The organism is Brenneria tiliae, from assembly GCF_023347575.1.
In the GTDB taxonomy this organism is placed as follows: domain Bacteria; phylum Pseudomonadota; class Gammaproteobacteria; order Enterobacterales; family Enterobacteriaceae; genus Brenneria; species Brenneria corticis.
In genome coordinates, this window is the sequence record NZ_JAKPCB010000102.1 from 54,720 (window position 1) to 70,320 (window position 15,601).

A 15,601-nucleotide genomic window follows, 5' to 3' on the forward strand; every position below is an offset into this window, starting at 1 on the left:
GGGTTACTTAAGCTCGCCGTAGCCGAGTTGCTTATAGGCCGCCTTGGCCTCCGCTTCCCCTTTCACCGGCAGCACCGGCACAAAGGTTTGCGGCAGCAGGGCTTCGCCGGCAAAGTGGCGGGCCACGTTTTTCGCCGCCAGGGTGCCGATCAGACGCGGCTGCTGCGCGACGTTGGCGACAAACGGGCTCTCTTTTTCCGCCATGATTTCCAGCGTTTCCGGACCGGCGTCAATCGCCGTCACTTTCACGTCCTTGTCGCGCCCGGTCTCTTCCAGCGCCTGCACCACGCCGATGGCCGGCTGGTCCCAGCACGCCACGTGAATCGCATCCAGCGTGCCCTTCGGATGCTGGCTCAGCAGCTCGAGGGTTTTCTTGCGCGCGTCTTCCGGCGAGTTGGAGTACTGTTCCGCCAGCTCCGGCTGAATGATTTTGATGTCAGGATAGTCCTGCAACACATATTTCCACAGATCGTAGCGGATGCCGCAGATGCGCAGCGAGTTGGAGAAGGCGTTGAACACCGCTACATTGCCCTTGCCGCCCAGCACGTCCGCCGTGTAACGCCCGATGGTGGAGCCGATGGCATAGTTGTCGGAGGTGGTGTTGTTGATGGAATACGGCGAAACGTGATCGACGGTAAATACCGGGATGCCCGCGTCGCGCAGCGCCTTGAACTTGGGCTCCACCGCGCTGTCCCCCAGAATGCTCACCACCGCGTCCACCTTGCGCGACAGCAGAATATCGTGGTTGTTGGCGTGCACCTGATTGTCGCGCCCGCCGTCCACGCCCACCACGCTGCCGCCCAGTTTTTCTATCTCTTCGGTCGCGCCCTTGTACGCCTCGCGATCCCAGAAATGTTGCGTCCCCACCACGGCGACGCCGATGGTTTTTCCCTTGAGCGAAAGCGATTCATCCGCAGCCTGCGCATTGCTGGCCAGGCCGACCAGCAATGCCAGCAGACCTAAACGACGAAAATGAGCGGTCATGGTTTTTTATCCTAATTTTTATACAGTTAGTTGCGATAAGGGATGCTAACAGTAGAAAAATTTAAATCTAAATAACAAAAATGATAATAGCTATTAACTAATCGGGAATGGCGTTAACCGCTAGTTAAAAATATTAACACACCCGCCTTTTGGCTATAAAAACACTGGAATAAGATATAAATAAAGCGTCTTGTTTTTTATCCATAGAAAGATAATGGTTAACGGACTAGCGATGAATCCCCGAGGTGAAGACCATGACCACTCTGTCCATTTTCCAACGTCCGCAGATCGCCCAGCCGGTGCGACAGCTCTCACGTTTCGACGATATCGCCGCGCTGCTCGCCGGCGCCGGCATTCAGCTGGAGCACTGGCCCGTCGACGGCATCAGCCACGAATCCAGCAGCGAAGCGCTGCTCGCCCACTTCCACGACGAGATTGAACGGCTCAAGCAACAGGAAGGCTATACCTCATCGGATGTGATCAGACTGACGCCGGATCACCCGCAGCGTCAGGAACTGCGGGAAAAATTTCTCCAGGAGCACACCCACAGCGAAGATGAAGTGCGCTTTTTCGTTTACGGCAGCGGCACCTTTTTTGTGCCGATTAACGACAACGTGTTCCGGCTCACCTGCGAGGCGGGGGATCTGTTGCGCGTGCCGGCCAATACGCCGCACTGGTTTGACAGCGGCGAATCCCCGGATTTCGTCGCCATCCGCATCTTTACCAACCCCGCGGGCTGGGTGGGCCATTTTACCGGCAGAGAGACCTTCCACTGATCGGCCTTATGCCTGCGGGCGCGCCGCCGCGTCCGTCGGGCATCCTTTCGCGCATCGCTTTATCCTTCCTTGCGTTTTATACTACCCGCCATTGATAAGCGGCGAGAAAAATCCGGTAATGATAAATAACGATGTACTACGTAGCCTGCGCTACATGTTGAATTTGAATAACCAGCAGTTGATTGAGATCCTGGCGCTGATGGATACCCGCATCACCCCGCAGCAGATAGCCGGCTTTATCAAAAAAGAAGAGGAGGAAGGCTACCAGCCCTGCCCGGATATCCTGATGGGCGCATTCCTTGACGGGCTGATTATCCGCCAACGCGGAAAAGACGACAGCCGCCCGGCGCCCAAAGTGGAGCGCAGAATCACCAACAATATTATCCTGAAAAAACTGCGCGTGGCGTTTTCCCTGAAAACCACCGATATTCAGGAGATTCTGCAGTCCCAGGATTTCCGCCTGTCGCAGCCGGAACTGACCGCCATGCTGCGCGCGCCGGAACACAAAAACTACCGCGCCTGCGGCGATCAGGTGCTGCGCTATTTCCTCAAGGGATTGACCGCGCGTCTGCGCCAAGGCTGACGCCCGACGGCGCGGGCGTCGGCACGTTGACAAGTTCCCAAAAACAGCACTGAACGCGGCGCGGATAAACGTGACCAGCAGCTCATACTGCGCCCGCCTCAGGGATTAGACTGTTTTTATTCAATGATTCGCTTTGTGCATGATTCAATTGAAGAGAGGGAACTACCTATGGGAATTTTGTCGTCTTTCCGTGCAGGAGCAACGATTTTCGGTCATCAATCGCCCGCGAGCGGCGTCTTTGACTGTGAAGCCTTACCCACCTCGCCGAGCAGCCTCGGCCTTTCCGCCAAAGCGGGGATTCTACTGGCCTTTGTGCCCCCCGAGGCGAATTTTCCCACCGTCAGCCAGGCCTGGCGGCGTTTCGCCGACGCCAACCTGACGGTGCTTACGCTCTCTTCAACCGGCGCCCTGTGCAACCGCCCGAAAAGCTCCCCCTATTGCGATATGGCCGGCAGCCAGGGCAGCTGGCTATGGCTGCCGCAAACCTTGATATCCCGCCACGAAACGCACGTTATTGATTTGCACGTTCGGGAAAAAATGACCGCCGGCCAGCGGGTGGCGGCCATTCGTCAGGAGCTGGAGCGGATCAACGTCGCCATGCCGCTTTCCGCCGATCGCACCTTCGCCATGATCTACTGCGACGGACTCTCCGCCGCCGAAGGCTTTCTGATGCAAGCGTGGTACGCCAGCGGCCGCTTCCCCTGCATGGCCATCGGCGGCTCGGCCGGGGGAAAACTCGACTTCAGCGCCACCTATATCGGCAGCCATAACGGGGTATTGCAAGGCAAGGCGGTACTGGTGTTCTGCCAGATGGCGCCGGGGAAATCCTTTGCCCCGTTCAAAAGCCAGAACTTTGAACCCACCGCGCAGAGCTGGCTGGTGGCCGAAGCCGATCCGGTCGCCCGCACCGTCACCTCGGTATTCGACGCCAGCGGACGCCCCCAGTCGATTATCACCGCCCTGTCCGACCACCTGCGCTGCGCGCCGGAACAGATCGGCAACCACCTGGAGGGAAAAACCTTTGGGGTGAAGGTGGATGATGAGTATTTCATTCGTTCGGTGGCCGCCATTCGGGCGGACAGCCTCGCTTTCTTCTGCGATCTGGAGTTCGGCGACCGCCTGTATCTGCTGCAGGCGACGGATTTTGTCGCCGCCACCCGGGAAGACTGGCGGCGGTTTCTGGCGGGGAAAGGCAAGCCCAGCGGGCTGCTGCTCAACGACTGCGTGCTGCGCAGAATGAATAACGCCGCCAGCCTGGGGCAGGCCAGCTTCTTTGACGACGTGCCGGCGGCCGGTTTTTCCAGCTTCGGAGAAATTTTCGGCGTCCCCATCAACCAGACGCTATCCGCGCTGGCGTTCTTCGACCATGACGTCAAGGCGATGACCCATTTCCCCATCGAATACGCCGCCTATGCGGGGCACTACGCCCAGCGGGCGCTGCGCCGCTGGGAGGCGATGCACGCCATCCAGTCGGGAGTGATCGAGCGGGTGGTGGCCTATCAGGAAGAGCTCAACCCGCTGCTGACCGCCCTGCCGCAGCTTGAGCGCGCCACCTCGCGCCAGAGCGAAACCCTTGACGTGGCGGAGTCCAGCATTCGCGCCATCAGCGAAGCCGCCACCCAGACCCGCAGCGCGCAGGATCATCTGGAGCATGAGCTTAACCAGTTGGAACAGATTTCCCTCGGCATTACCCAGATCACCGTCGGCATCAGCGGCATCGCCGATCAGACCAACCTGCTGGCGCTTAACGCCGCCGTGGAAGCGGCGCGGGCCGGCGAGGCGGGACGCGGTTTCGCCGTGGTGGCGGACGAAGTACGCCGCCTGGCCCGCTCGTCGAAGGATCAGGCCGACGCCACCCGCCACAATATCCGCTCCGCCGTCGAGACCATTGAGCGCATCCGCAGCGTTGCCGCGCAAACGGTCGGCACCACCCAGGAGATGGCCGACCAGAGCATCTCCGCCGCCGATCAGATCGCCGCCATGAGCACGGAAACCAGCCAGGAGCGCCGTAATCTGACCACCAATATGGGGCGGATGAAAGAGGCCGCCAAAGGCATGGACGCCATGCACGAGGCGGTGGAACAGCTGACCGCCCTGCAACGGCTGACGTCGTCCTAGCGCAGGACAGCCCGCCTGGGAAACATTCGGCTGATACAACCATTATTGCGCCACGGCACAAATCGTGGCGCGTTGTAGTGGGAGTATTCAACAATTATGCCAATCAACAATAAATATTGAATATTATTTTCAATAATCATTGTGCGATCATTATTTTGAAATATTTATTTATTATCGCCAATAAAATGGGCGAGCGGTGCCGATAACCTTTTTGACGTGATTAAAAATAGCTATTCATATTTCGCCATTCAAATAACACCTTGTAGCAGAACATAAAAATCACAATCTAATCATAATAATCGGGATAAATTTATGCGATCGCTCAGAAATATAACTATCCGTAAAGTGTTATTAACCACCCTAACCCTGTTCTTATTACTCTGGGGCGGGGTTTCCTGGCTGACGCTATCTTCTCTCGGTCAGCTAAGCCAGCTACTGGAAACCAGCCAGATTCAAAAGAAAAACAATAATATAATGAGCCACGGAACAGAATCTTATTTCCGTACCGCCGTCCGGTTATATATGGTCGCCGATCTGCATCAGAGCGGCGAGCAGGAAAAAGCGCAGGGCATACTTAAAGCGGCGACGGACGCCCTTGATGTCAGTCAAAACGATCTGGCGCTTTTTCGCTCCCAACCCCAGATCGGCGTATTGCCGCAGCAGGTTGATGATATTGTGCGTTACTGGACGAATGTTATTCATGAAATGCGCAATATGATCGCCCTGCTTGCCGAGGGTAACGTCGATCAATACCGTGATGTGGTAAGAACCACCCTGCCGCCCATCAGCATTGAGTTCGGCAAGGCGACGCAAAAATATGCCGAGAGCCTGTTTGCCAGTGACGAAGCAAACGGCCAGCAGATCCATCAATTGGTCGAGACCTGCCAGCGCGCGCTGATTGCCGCGTTAATTTCCGGGCTGCTGATTCTGCTGCTGACCGATCGTTATCTGGTCTCCTGCCTGTTGACGCCGCTGGAACAGATCAAAAAGCAATTCCAGACCCTGTCGTCAGGAGAGCTGCATCATGACATTAGCGATTTCGGCCGTAACAATATCGGCCAGTTGATTCCCTACCTGCGCGAGGTGCAGGAGAGCCTGATTCGCACCGTCGGCACCATTCGCGATAGCGCCGCCTCCATTTACCAGGGCGCCAGTGAAATCAGCGCCGGCAACAGCGACCTCTCGTCGCGCACCGAACAGCAGGCCGCCGCGCTGGAAGAGACAGCCGCCAGCATGGAGCAGTTGGGTGCGACGGTAAAACTGAATACCGATAATGTGACGCAGGCCAATAAGCTGGCGCAGGAAGCCTCCGCGCTGGCCAACAAAGGCGGCCATCTCGTCGGCGACGTGGTGACCACCATGAATGACATCACCGCCAGTTCGCAAAAAATCGCCGACATTACCAACGTGATTGACGGCATTGCCTTTCAAACCAATATCCTGGCGCTGAACGCGGCGGTGGAGGCCGCACGGGCGGGCGAACAGGGGCGTGGTTTCGCCGTGGTGGCGGGAGAGGTGAGAAATCTGGCGCAGCGTAGCGCCCAGGCCGCGAAAGAGATCGGCGGGCTGATCGCCGAGTCGGTGACCAGGATTAACAGCGGTTCCAAACAGGTCGCGCTGGCCGGCGAGACCATGACCGGCATCGTGCAATCCGTGACCCGCGTTACCGATCTGATGGGGGAAATATCTTCGGCGTCTGAGGAACAGAATCGCGGCATCGAACAGGTGGCGCAGGCGGTCACCGAAATGGACGGCGTCACCCAGCAGAACGCCGCCCTGGTGCAGCAATCAGCGGCCGCGGCCGCGTCGCTGGAAACGCAGGCGCGCCATTTAACTCAGGCGGTGGCGGTATTCCATCTGCCGGAAAGCGGCGCGACCGGCGCTCATCATCCCGCCCCGGTCAAACCCATGCCTTTGCCGCAAGGATTACCCGCCGACGGAGCGCTTCCCCCGGCAAAGAAAGGTGAAAATAACTGGGAAACGTTTTAATTCATCCCGGGCACTTGCGCTGGCTGCGGCCAGCGCATCAACCTCCCTGAAATTATCCCGAAATATTCAGACAACACCCTGACAAGACTAGCTTCCCGCCACCAGCACCTGTACCCCCAGCGCTTCAAACTCGTCGATGGATCCCTGAGAGATCCCGCTGTCGGTAATCAGATAGTGGATATCACGCCAGTCGCACGGTAGCGCAAACATCGATACCTTATCAATCTTGCTGGAGTCGGCGACCACGTAAACCGTGCGCGCCGACTTCATCATGGCGCTTTTCACCTTGATATCGGTTTCACTGGGAAAGCTCAATCCCAGACGCGGCGAAATGCAGGCGGTCGCCAGAAACAGCTTCTCCGCCAGTACGTTTTCAAAAAAGCTGGCGGCTTTCTCGCCCGACATCGACAGGGTGGGAAATTTAAAGGTGCCGCCGGTCAGCAGAATGTTTATTCCCGGCTCGGCCCCGAGCTTCAGGGCTATATTCACCGCCGTGGTGATCACCGACAGCTTGCGGATATGACCGAGATGGTTGGCGATAGCCGACGTCGTCGTACCGGAGTCCAGAATGACCGTATCGCCATTGTTGATATACTGCGCCGCCACCCGGCCAATCGCCTCTTTCTCATGCAGGTTGATCTGCCGCTCAAGCAGTAACGCATGGGTGTTTTGCCTGCCGGTCACCAGCGTTGCGCCGCCGTGATAACGCTGCACCAACCCCTCTTTCTGCAACATCCGCAGGTCGGTTCTGATGGTCGCTTCCGTCAGATCGAAGGCTTCCGTGAGCATTTTCACTGTGACAGTGCCATCTTCACGAATCATCTCAAGGATCTTCTCACGTCGTTTCTGCATATCCGCTAATTGCTCACTTTTGCTTTTCAATCGAAACACTCCCTTTGACAGACCACGAACGCCAACCCTGTTGTTACGTCAAATATTACCGCCGCGGCACCGGCAATGCGAGCGCAGTGATAACGCATATTTATTTTCATTCGAAAACAACAATTAATCATAAAACGATAGTTGATTTTTAATGCTTTTTATTGCTTCATGCCGATATAAAGGCGGATAAAAAATAATAATCAAGATAAATCAACGCATTAATCATTATCATTTGCTTTTGTTTGAAATTTGATCCACGCCACAATATCGCACCAAACGATAGTCTATATTTTTATTTGAAAATGAACGTTCGCCAATGACGTGATTAAGCGCGTTATCCGACAGCGGCTCCGTTGATGAAAGAGGTAATGATGGACTTTCAGACAATTAAACAGACAGCGCGTCAGGCCCGGCGTTATGTACTGCAAATGAACCATCGGGCAGGCAAAGGCCATACCGGTGCGGACCTCTCCGAAGTCGACATTATCTGTACGCTGTTTATGTCGGCAATGGACAGGAAACAGCCCCGCCCGGATCGGGATCGCTTCATCTTGTCGAAAGGACACGGCGCAGGCGGGCTGTACTGCAGCGCGGCCGCCATGGGGCTGATTGATCCCGCCGTACTCGATCAGTTTATGGGCGACGATACCCTGCTGGCGGGGCATCCCATCCGTCAGAAGCTACCGGATCTGGTGGAGATCAACTCCGGCGCCCTTGGCCACGGCTTATCCGTCGCTGTAGGTCTGGCGCTGGGCAACAAACTGGAGGGACGCCGCCACCGTCGGGCGTTCGTGCTGCTCGGCGACGGCGAACTGGCCGAAGGTTCCAACTGGGAAGCCGCCATGTCCGCCAGCAAGTTTCAGCTCGATAATCTGATCGTGATTGTCGATCGCAACCGGCTACAGCTGGCGGGCAAAACGGAAGACATCATGCCGCTGGAGCCGCTGGCCGATAAGTGGCGCGCGTTCGGTTTCGACGTCCATGAGTGTGACGGTCACGATCCGCAGGCGATTATCACGGCGGTGAATCACCCTGGCCGCGGTAAACCGCGCGTGATCCTGGCGAACACGGAAAAAGGCCACGGCATTTCATTTATGGCCAACGTTCCGGCCTGGCACCACGCCGTACCGAACGATGAGCAGCTAGTCCTTGGGCTGGCAGAGCTGGAGGAACAATGATGCAAGACTTACGCGACGCGGTGATTGCCGCACTGGTAGAGGAACAGCAAAACGGCGCCAACCTTAGCGTGATGGTGGCGGACTCGACCTCCACCTCCAAAATCGCCCCCTTTGAAAAAGCTTTTCCCGAGCGGGTGATCAATGTCGGCATCGCCGAACAGAATATGGTGGGCATCGCCGCGGGAGTGGCGCTCAGTGGCCGCACGGTATTCACCGCCAATGCGGCCCCTTTCCTGTTTGCCCGTTCGAATGAACAGGTAAAGAACGATATTTGCTACTCCGAAAGCAACGTCAAAATGCTGGGCCTCAACGCGGGCTTCGCCTATGGCCCGCTGGGGGCGACGCACCATTGCACCAACGACATCGCCATCGCCCGCTCCATGGGCAATTTGCAGATCTTCGCGCCGGCGGACGCCGCGCAGGCCAGCGCCATCGCCCGCTACGCCATTGCCCATCCGGGGCCGGTGTATATCCGCATGGACAGCGACAAAGTGCCGGTGCTGCATGACGCCGACTATCGGTTCCAGCCCGGCAAACCGGAGGTGCTGCAGCACGGCGCCGACACGGTGGTGTTCTGTCTGGGCACGCTGGCGCATGAAGCGCTGGCGGCAAAAGACCGCAGCATCACCATCGTCTCCCTGCCGTCGCTCTGGCCGCTGGATGAGCAGGCGGTCGTCAAACTGATCGCGGCGCACCAGCAGGTCATTACCATGGAAGAGCATGTGCTCAGCGGCGGCCTGAGCAGCATTATTGGCGAACTGATGCTCAAACACGCCTGTCGCCAGCGCTTCATTCCGCTCGGCATTCCGCCGTATGAATTTACCCATAGCAGCAGCCGCGGCGCCTTAAGGCATCAATTCCGTATTGATGCCGACGGCCTGCTCGCCACGCTGCGCCACACCGCTTTACACGCCGTTTCATAAGGAGAACGCGGCCATGAGCAACGAATATGACGTGAATCTGCGCTACGGCGTGGATACCGATTTAACCCTTGAGGGCAAAGTCGCCGTGGTCACCGGCGGTCTCGGCGGCATCGCCATGGCGAGCAACGAGATGCTGCTGAAAAAGGGGGCTCGTCTGGCGCTGCTTTATCCGGCATTCGAGCAGGCGAAGGCGGCGGAGATCGCCAGACGGTTTGACGATTCACGCGTACAGTTTGTGCAGTGCGACGTGACCGAACCGGCATCGGTGGAGCTGGCGTTCAGCGACGTGGAAGCACGTTTCGGCCGGATAGATATTCTGGTGAATTGCGCGGGCTACGTGATGTTACAGCCGGTGCTGGACACCGAATTTTCCGAATGGCAAAAGCAGATTGCCGTCAATCTGACCGGGCCGTTCCTCTGCTCGCAGGCCGCGGCGAAACGGATGATCAACGCCGGCGACGGAGGAAAAATCATCAATATCGCCTCGCAGGCCGCTTCCATCGCCATCGATAACCACGTGGCCTACACCTCCGCCAAAGCCGGTCTGTTGGGGATGACCAAAGTGATGGCGAAAGAGTTCGCCCCGTACAAGATTAACGTCAATACCCTCTCCCCCACCGTGGTGCTGACGCCGATGGGCGAAAAAGCCTGGCGCGGGGAAAAAGGGGAAGCGATGAAGAAACTGATCCCGTTGGGACGTTTCGCCTATACCGACGAAATTGCCGCCGCCGTGCTGTTTTTCGCCAGCAACGGCAGCGACATGATTACCGGCGCCGACCTGATGATCGACGGCGGTTTCACGATTTGCTAGTACCCGGTCAACACCAGTAGTGCCGTCATTCTGTACCTACCTACACATAACAATGACATAGAGAGAACATCACCATGAAAATGCGTTTAATGCTGTTAGCTATTACCGCCGCCTGCACATTTTCGCACGCCGTCTGGTCTGCGGAAAAAGGCACCATCATGATTATGGTTAACTCGTTGGATAATCCCTATTACGCCGCCGAAGCAAAAGGCGCCAATTTAAAAGCGCAGTCGCTGGGATATAAAACCACGGTGCTGTCGCACAGTGAGGACGTCAAGAAACAAAGTGAGCTGATTGATGCGGCCATTGGGCAAAAAGTACAGGGCATTGTGCTGGACAACGCCGACTCCACCGCCAGCGTGGCGGCCATCAGAAAGGCCAGCGACGCCGGGATCCCGGTGGTGTTGATCAACCGGGAAATACCGGTCGATGACGTCGCGCTGGTGCAGATTACCCACAACAACTTTCAGGCCGGTTCAGAAGTGGCGAACCGTTTTGTCGAACTGATGGGCGAAACCGGTAAATACGCGGAGCTGACCTGCAACCTGGCGGATAATAACTGCGTAACCCGCTCCAAATCCTTCCATCAGGTGATCGACCAGTACACCGACATGCAAAGCGTCGCGCGCCAGGACGCCAAAGGTACGCTGCTCGACGGCAAACGCATTATGGATAGCATTTTGCAGGCGCATCCCGACGTCAAGGGGGTGATCTGCGGTAACGGCCCGGTGGCGCTGGGCGCCATTGCCGCGCTAAAGGCCGCGGGGCGTAATGATGTGGTGGTGGTGGGCATTGACGGCAGCAATGACGAACGCAACGCGGTGACGGCCGGTTCGCTGAAAGCCACGGTAATGCTACAGGCGCAGGCCATCGCCGCACAGGGCGTCAGCGATCTGGATAACTTCCTTCAGAACGGCGTCAAACCGGCACAGCAACGCGTGATGTTTCGCGGCATTCTGATCGACCAAAGTAACGCCAACAACGTTCAGGATTTCAATTACAAATCCTAATCCCCGCATGATAGTACCCCGCAAGGGGCGCAAAGGAGAGAACCATGTCCAGGCGAATTTGGCTGGCCGTTGCCGCATTCACCCTCGGCGGCTGTCGGATCGTGTCGCAGCAGGAGCTGGCCGATCTGAAAAACCCGGCCGCCCCTCACGTCAACCAGGTCGCGCAAACCTGGCAGCAGAACATTGTTCCCCAGGTGGTATCAGAGGCGAAACCGGTGGCAGAGTTAATGCAGCACTTCGCCGCGTCAACGGATTTCGCCGCCACCTGTCAGCAGTACGGCTATCGCGCCCAGGCAGAGAACCCCTGCGTTTTCCCGGTTCACGTTAGCGGCAGCGTTACCGAAGTCAATACCACCTCGAAAAGCGGAAAGATGACGGTGCAGGACGTCGGCGGCGCCCGCGTGGTGGTGCAGATTGGGCCGATTATTCGCGGCACGGCGTTGCGCGATGCCTACAAAGGGCTGAGCTATCAGGATTTTAACGATCAGGTGCTGTTCGGCGACTACGCTCGGGCGATTAACGACCTGGCTTCCGCCGAGATACAAGAAATGCAGCTCAAAACGGGCGACCGCCTGGATGTGTACGGCGTATTCAGCGTCTGGGACGTACCGCAAACGCTGCCGGATATCACCCCCGCACGCGTCACGCGACAGTGAGGAGCGAATGATGGCTCAGAGGCAATCCCCCGTTGCGGCCGCCCCGCCGCCCCTTTCCCCGGTGATTATTGAAACCCGCGAGGTTTCACGCATTTACCCCGGCGTGACGGCGCTCGAACAGGTCAACTACCGGGTTTACCGCAACAAGGTCAATGTGTTGATTGGCGAAAACGGCGCGGGTAAATCCACCATGATGAAACTTCTTGCCGGGGTGGAAGCGCCGTCATCCGGCCAGATCCTGCTCGACGGCGAACCGGTGACGTTCGGCTCCACCCAGCAGGCGGAAAAACACGGCATCAGCATCATTTTTCAGGAACTGAACCTGTTTCCCAATATGAACGTGATGGACAACATCTTTATCGGCAACGAGTTCTTTCAGCGCGGGCGAATTAATGAAGACTATCAGTATCAGTTGGCGAAAGCGTTGCTGGAGCGTCTGGAGCTGGATGTCGATCCGCTGACGCCGCTGGTTGAACTGGGTATCGGCCATCAGCAACTGGTGGAAATCGCGCGCGCGCTGTCGAAAGACACCCGCGTGCTGATCATGGATGAGCCCACGTCGGCGCTCAGCCAATCGGAAGTCAAAGTGCTGTTCAGCGTTATCGCCCAGCTCAAACGCCGCGGCGTCACCATTATCTATATCTCCCACCGCCTCGAAGAGCTGCTGGAAATCGGCGATCACATCACCATTTTTCGCGACGGGCGTTTTATCAGCGAACGTGAAGTCCAGAATGCCACCGTGCCCTGGATCATTGAACAGATGGTGGGCGACAAGAAAAAACATTTCGATTATTCCCCTGCCGCGCAAGGAGACTGCGTACTCGAAGTCGCCGGCTTGACCGCCCTGCATCAAAACGGCGGCTATAAGCTCAATGACGTGAGTTTTTCGCTGCGTAAAGGGGAAGTCGTGGGGGTTTACGGCCTGCTGGGGGCCGGACGCACCGAATTATTTAAGGGGGTGATCGGCCTGATGCCCTGCCAGCGCGGCAGCGTCGTGCTTAACGGCGAGCGCCTCGACAAACGCCACTTCCAGTATCGGCTGAAAAAAGGCATTGCGCTGGTGCCGGAGGATCGGCAAGGCGAAGGCGTGGTGCAACTGATGTCGGTCAAAACCAATATGACGCTGTCGCGCCTCAGCCTGCGCGGTTTTCGCCGCGCCATCGCCTGGCTGAAGCCGCGACAGGAGACGCATAGCGTCAGCGACATGATCCAAAGACTGGCGATTAAAGTGAGCGATGCGGAACTGCCGATCGCCTCGCTCAGCGGCGGCAATCAGCAAAAAGTGGTGCTGGGCAAGGCGCTGATGACCGAGCCTGAAGTGGTGCTGCTGGATGAGCCGACGCGCGGCATCGACGTCGGCGCCAAAACCGACGTCTACCATCTGATTGGCGCGATGGCGAAAGACGGATTGGCCGTGATGTTCTCTTCCTCCGAACTGGATGAAGTGATCGCCCTGGCCGATCGGGTACTGGTGATGGCCAACGGCAAAATCACCGCCGATATCCCGCGCGCCGGCGTCGATCGTGAAACGCTGATCCGCGCCTCCACGCCGCATGAGTAGATCCCGCTTTGAGGACAACAACATGAATAAAAAATATCTTTTCTATATGTATCTGCTCAAGGCGCGAACGTTTATCGCCTTACTGATCGTCATCGGTTTTTTCAGCGTGATGGTGCCCAATTTTCTCACCACCTCCAACCTGCTGATCATGACGCAGCACGTGGCGATCACCGGCCTGCTGGCGGTCGGGATGACGCTGGTGATCCTCACCGGCGGCATTGACCTATCGGTGGGGGCCGTGGCCGGCATTTGCGGCATGGTGGCCGGCGTGCTGCTGACCAGCGGCATTCCGCTGTGGGGCGGGCGGATTCTGTTCCTTAACGTACCGGAAGTGATCCTGGTCGTCGCGCTGTTCGGGGTGATCGTCGGCCTGATTAATGGCGCGGTCATTACCCGTCTGGGCGTCGCGCCGTTTATCTGCACGCTGGGCATGATGTATATCGCCCGCGGCGCGGCGTTGCTGTTCAACGACGGCAGCACCTACGCCAATCTGGTGGGAATGCCGGAACTGGGTAACACCGGGTTTTCACTGTTGGGTTCCGGCACTGTGCTGGGGGTTTATCTGCCTATCTGGCTGATGCTCGGCATCCTACTGCTTGGCCTGTATCTCACCACTAAAACCCCGTTAGGGCGCTACATCTATGCCATCGGCGGCAATGAATCCGCCGCCCGTCTGGCCGGCGTGCCGATCATCAAAGTGAAAGTGTTTGTCTACGCGTTCTCCGGCCTGTGCGCGGCGCTGGTGGGGCTGGTGGTGGCTTCACAGCTGCAAACGGCGCATCCCATGACCGGCAACATGTTCGAGATGGACGCCATCGGCGCCACGGTGCTTGGCGGCACCGCGCTGGCGGGCGGCCGGGGCCGCGTGTCCGGATCGATTATCGGCGCCTTTGTGATCGTCTTTCTGGCCGACGGCATGGTAATGATGGGCGTGAGCGACTTCTGGCAAATGGTTATTAAAGGACTGGTGATTATTACCGCGGTGGTGATCGACCAGTTCCAACAGCGCCTGCAGAGCAAAGTCGTGCTGATGCGGCGTCATGAAAAAAAACAGGCGGCCGCGCCGTTCTCCGGGATAAGCCATGGCTAGGGATCTGATCGACGCGTCGCTGACGGTGATGCGCGAGGCCGTACGGCGTACGCTGTGGCAGCCTGACGTATGAGTTGACTTTACCTCCCGAAGGCGTTGCGCCCTGCCCGGTCGTCGGGTTTTCACGATGGTGACCGGCGGCGCAACCCATCGGCTATGCCAATCAAGGAGTAGACAATAATGAATCGTAACTTTACGGGAAAAACGGTGGTGATTACCGGCGCCTGTCGCGGCATCGGCGCCGGCATCGCCGAGCGTTTCGCGCGCGAGGGCGCCAATCTGGTGATGGTTTCCAACGCTGAGCGCGTCTTTGACACCGCGGAAAAACTCAACGCCCAATACGCCGGCGACATTCTGGCGCTCCAGATTGACGTCACCGATGAAGAACAGGTGCAGTCGCTGTATCAGCAGGCGCTCGCCCGTTTTGGCCGGATTGATGTCTCAATCCAGAATGCCGGGGTGATCACCATCGACACCTTCGACAGAATGCCCAAAGCCGATTTCGACAAGGTGCTGGCCGTCAATACCACCGGCGTCTGGCTGTGCTGCCGCGAGGCGGCAAAGATCATGGTGCGGCAAAACGGCGGCAGCCTGATCAACACCTCGTCCGGTCAGGGGCGTCAGGGCTTTATCTATACGCCGCATTACGCCGCCAGCAAAATGGGCGTTATCGGCATCACCCAAAGTCTGGCGCACGAACTGGCGCCGTGGAACATCACGGTGAACGCGTTCTGCCCCGGCATCATCGAAAGTGAAATGTGGGACTATAACGATCGCGTCTGGGGCGAGATCCTCGGCAGCGAGGAGAAACGTTACGGCAAAGGGGAGCTGATGGCGGAGTGGGTGCAGGGTATTCCCCTCAAGCGCGCCGGCCAGCCTCGGGACGTGGCCGGGCTGGTGGCTTTCCTGGCCTCCGACGATGCGCGCTACATCACCGGACAAACCATTAACGTTGACGGCGGGCTGATTATGTCCTGATACGCCGCTTCCCTGCGGCGTAGGGACCAAGTCAGCTCCTCCCCCTGACAAGGGGGAGGCCG

14 protein-coding genes are annotated in these 15,601 nt (G+C 57.8%); 12 read left to right on the forward strand and 2 right to left on the reverse strand.

What is annotated here, in order from left to right; genetic code table 11:
* Positions 1-3: 3 nt before the first annotated feature.
* Positions 4-984 (reverse strand): sugar ABC transporter substrate-binding protein, encoded by a 981-nt coding sequence (locus MFP24_RS18930; protein ID WP_249231836.1) that lies wholly within the window; start codon positions 982-984, stop codon positions 4-6.
* Positions 985-1,238: 254 nt separating this feature from the next.
* On the opposite strand from MFP24_RS18930, the gene MFP24_RS18935 reads away from it, so the two are divergent.
* The 4 genes from MFP24_RS18935 (at position 1,239) to MFP24_RS18950 (ending at position 6,450) form a co-directional block, all read left to right on the forward strand.
* Positions 1,239-1,760, forward strand: a complete 522-nt coding sequence (locus MFP24_RS18935) for a 1,2-dihydroxy-3-keto-5-methylthiopentene dioxygenase (protein ID WP_249231837.1) — start codon at positions 1,239-1,241, stop codon at positions 1,758-1,760.
* A gap of 118 nt (positions 1,761-1,878) precedes the next feature.
* Complete coding sequence (locus MFP24_RS18940) at positions 1,879-2,343, forward strand: YehS family protein (protein WP_249231838.1); 465 nt, start codon at positions 1,879-1,881, stop codon at positions 2,341-2,343.
* A 168-nt stretch (positions 2,344-2,511) separates the two neighbouring features.
* Positions 2,512-4,461 carry a methyl-accepting chemotaxis protein gene (locus MFP24_RS18945; protein WP_249231839.1) on the forward strand — a complete coding sequence of 650 codons (1,950 nt, stop codon included), beginning with the start codon at positions 2,512-2,514 and terminating at the stop codon, positions 4,459-4,461.
* Between the two features lie 312 nt (positions 4,462-4,773).
* Positions 4,774-6,450 (forward strand): methyl-accepting chemotaxis protein, encoded by a 1,677-nt coding sequence (locus MFP24_RS18950; RefSeq protein ID WP_249231840.1) that lies wholly within the window; start codon positions 4,774-4,776, stop codon positions 6,448-6,450.
* A gap of 87 nt (positions 6,451-6,537) precedes the next feature.
* Here MFP24_RS18950 and MFP24_RS18955 read toward each other — a convergent pair whose 3' ends face one another.
* A complete protein-coding gene (locus MFP24_RS18955) occupies positions 6,538-7,332 on the reverse strand; it encodes a DeoR/GlpR family DNA-binding transcription regulator (RefSeq protein WP_249231841.1) in 795 nt (264 codons plus the stop codon).
* 371 nt (positions 7,333-7,703) lie between these two features.
* Here MFP24_RS18955 and MFP24_RS18960 point away from each other — a divergent pair, with 371 nt between their 5' ends.
* From MFP24_RS18960 to MFP24_RS18995, 8 genes are all read left to right on the forward strand, one after another.
* Entirely contained in the window at positions 7,704-8,510 is an 807-nt protein-coding gene (locus MFP24_RS18960) for a transketolase (RefSeq protein WP_249231842.1), read from the forward strand.
* The gene (locus MFP24_RS18965) at positions 8,510-9,433 is read left to right on the forward strand and encodes a transketolase family protein (RefSeq protein ID WP_249232170.1); all 924 of its coding nucleotides are present in this window, start codon (positions 8,510-8,512) and stop codon (positions 9,431-9,433) included. The genes MFP24_RS18960 and MFP24_RS18965 overlap by 1 nt, the downstream gene beginning before the upstream one ends.
* 13 nt (positions 9,434-9,446) lie before the next feature.
* Positions 9,447-10,244 carry a GolD/DthD family dehydrogenase gene (locus tag MFP24_RS18970; RefSeq protein WP_249231843.1) on the forward strand — a complete coding sequence of 266 codons (798 nt, stop codon included), beginning with the start codon at positions 9,447-9,449 and terminating at the stop codon, positions 10,242-10,244.
* A 74-nt stretch (positions 10,245-10,318) separates the two neighbouring features.
* Positions 10,319-11,254: a D-ribose ABC transporter substrate-binding protein gene (locus MFP24_RS18975; RefSeq protein WP_136166482.1), complete on the forward strand. Its 936-nt coding sequence runs from the start codon at positions 10,319-10,321 to the stop codon at positions 11,252-11,254.
* A 44-nt stretch (positions 11,255-11,298) separates the two neighbouring features.
* Positions 11,299-11,910, forward strand: coding sequence for a DUF2291 family protein (locus tag MFP24_RS18980; RefSeq protein WP_249231844.1), 612 nt, complete (start codon positions 11,299-11,301; stop codon positions 11,908-11,910).
* 10 nt (positions 11,911-11,920) lie between these two features.
* Complete coding sequence (locus MFP24_RS18985) at positions 11,921-13,471, forward strand: sugar ABC transporter ATP-binding protein (protein WP_249231845.1); 1,551 nt, start codon at positions 11,921-11,923, stop codon at positions 13,469-13,471.
* A gap of 22 nt (positions 13,472-13,493) precedes the next feature.
* Positions 13,494-14,561, forward strand: coding sequence for an ABC transporter permease (locus tag MFP24_RS18990; protein WP_249231846.1), 1,068 nt, complete (start codon positions 13,494-13,496; stop codon positions 14,559-14,561).
* Positions 14,562-14,741: 180 nt separating this feature from the next.
* The gene (locus MFP24_RS18995; RefSeq protein ID WP_249231847.1) at positions 14,742-15,539 is read left to right on the forward strand and encodes a glucose 1-dehydrogenase; all 798 of its coding nucleotides are present in this window, start codon (positions 14,742-14,744) and stop codon (positions 15,537-15,539) included.
* Positions 15,540-15,601 lie beyond the last annotated feature (62 nt).

Coding starts and splice junctions, on each gene's coding strand:
- MFP24_RS18945 (WP_249231839.1), top strand. CDS start 2,512: ATGGGAATTTTGTCGTCTTTCCGTGCAGGAGCAACGATTTTCGGTCAT.
- MFP24_RS18995 (WP_249231847.1), top strand. CDS start 14,742: ATGAATCGTAACTTTACGGGAAAAACGGTGGTGATTACCGGCGCCTGT.
- MFP24_RS18985 (WP_249231845.1), top strand. CDS start 11,921: ATGGCTCAGAGGCAATCCCCCGTTGCGGCCGCCCCGCCGCCCCTTTCC.
- MFP24_RS18965 (WP_249232170.1), top strand. CDS start 8,510: ATGCAAGACTTACGCGACGCGGTGATTGCCGCACTGGTAGAGGAACAG.
- MFP24_RS18990 (WP_249231846.1), top strand. CDS start 13,494: ATGAATAAAAAATATCTTTTCTATATGTATCTGCTCAAGGCGCGAACG.
- MFP24_RS18975 (WP_136166482.1), top strand. CDS start 10,319: ATGAAAATGCGTTTAATGCTGTTAGCTATTACCGCCGCCTGCACATTT.
- MFP24_RS18960 (WP_249231842.1), top strand. CDS start 7,704: ATGGACTTTCAGACAATTAAACAGACAGCGCGTCAGGCCCGGCGTTAT.
- MFP24_RS18970 (WP_249231843.1), top strand. CDS start 9,447: ATGAGCAACGAATATGACGTGAATCTGCGCTACGGCGTGGATACCGAT.
- MFP24_RS18935 (WP_249231837.1), top strand. CDS start 1,239: ATGACCACTCTGTCCATTTTCCAACGTCCGCAGATCGCCCAGCCGGTG.
- MFP24_RS18950 (WP_249231840.1), top strand. CDS start 4,774: ATGCGATCGCTCAGAAATATAACTATCCGTAAAGTGTTATTAACCACC.
- MFP24_RS18980 (WP_249231844.1), top strand. CDS start 11,299: ATGTCCAGGCGAATTTGGCTGGCCGTTGCCGCATTCACCCTCGGCGGC.
- MFP24_RS18940 (WP_249231838.1), top strand. CDS start 1,879: ATGATAAATAACGATGTACTACGTAGCCTGCGCTACATGTTGAATTTG.
- MFP24_RS18930 (WP_249231836.1), bottom strand. CDS start 984: ATGACCGCTCATTTTCGTCGTTTAGGTCTGCTGGCATTGCTGGTCGGC.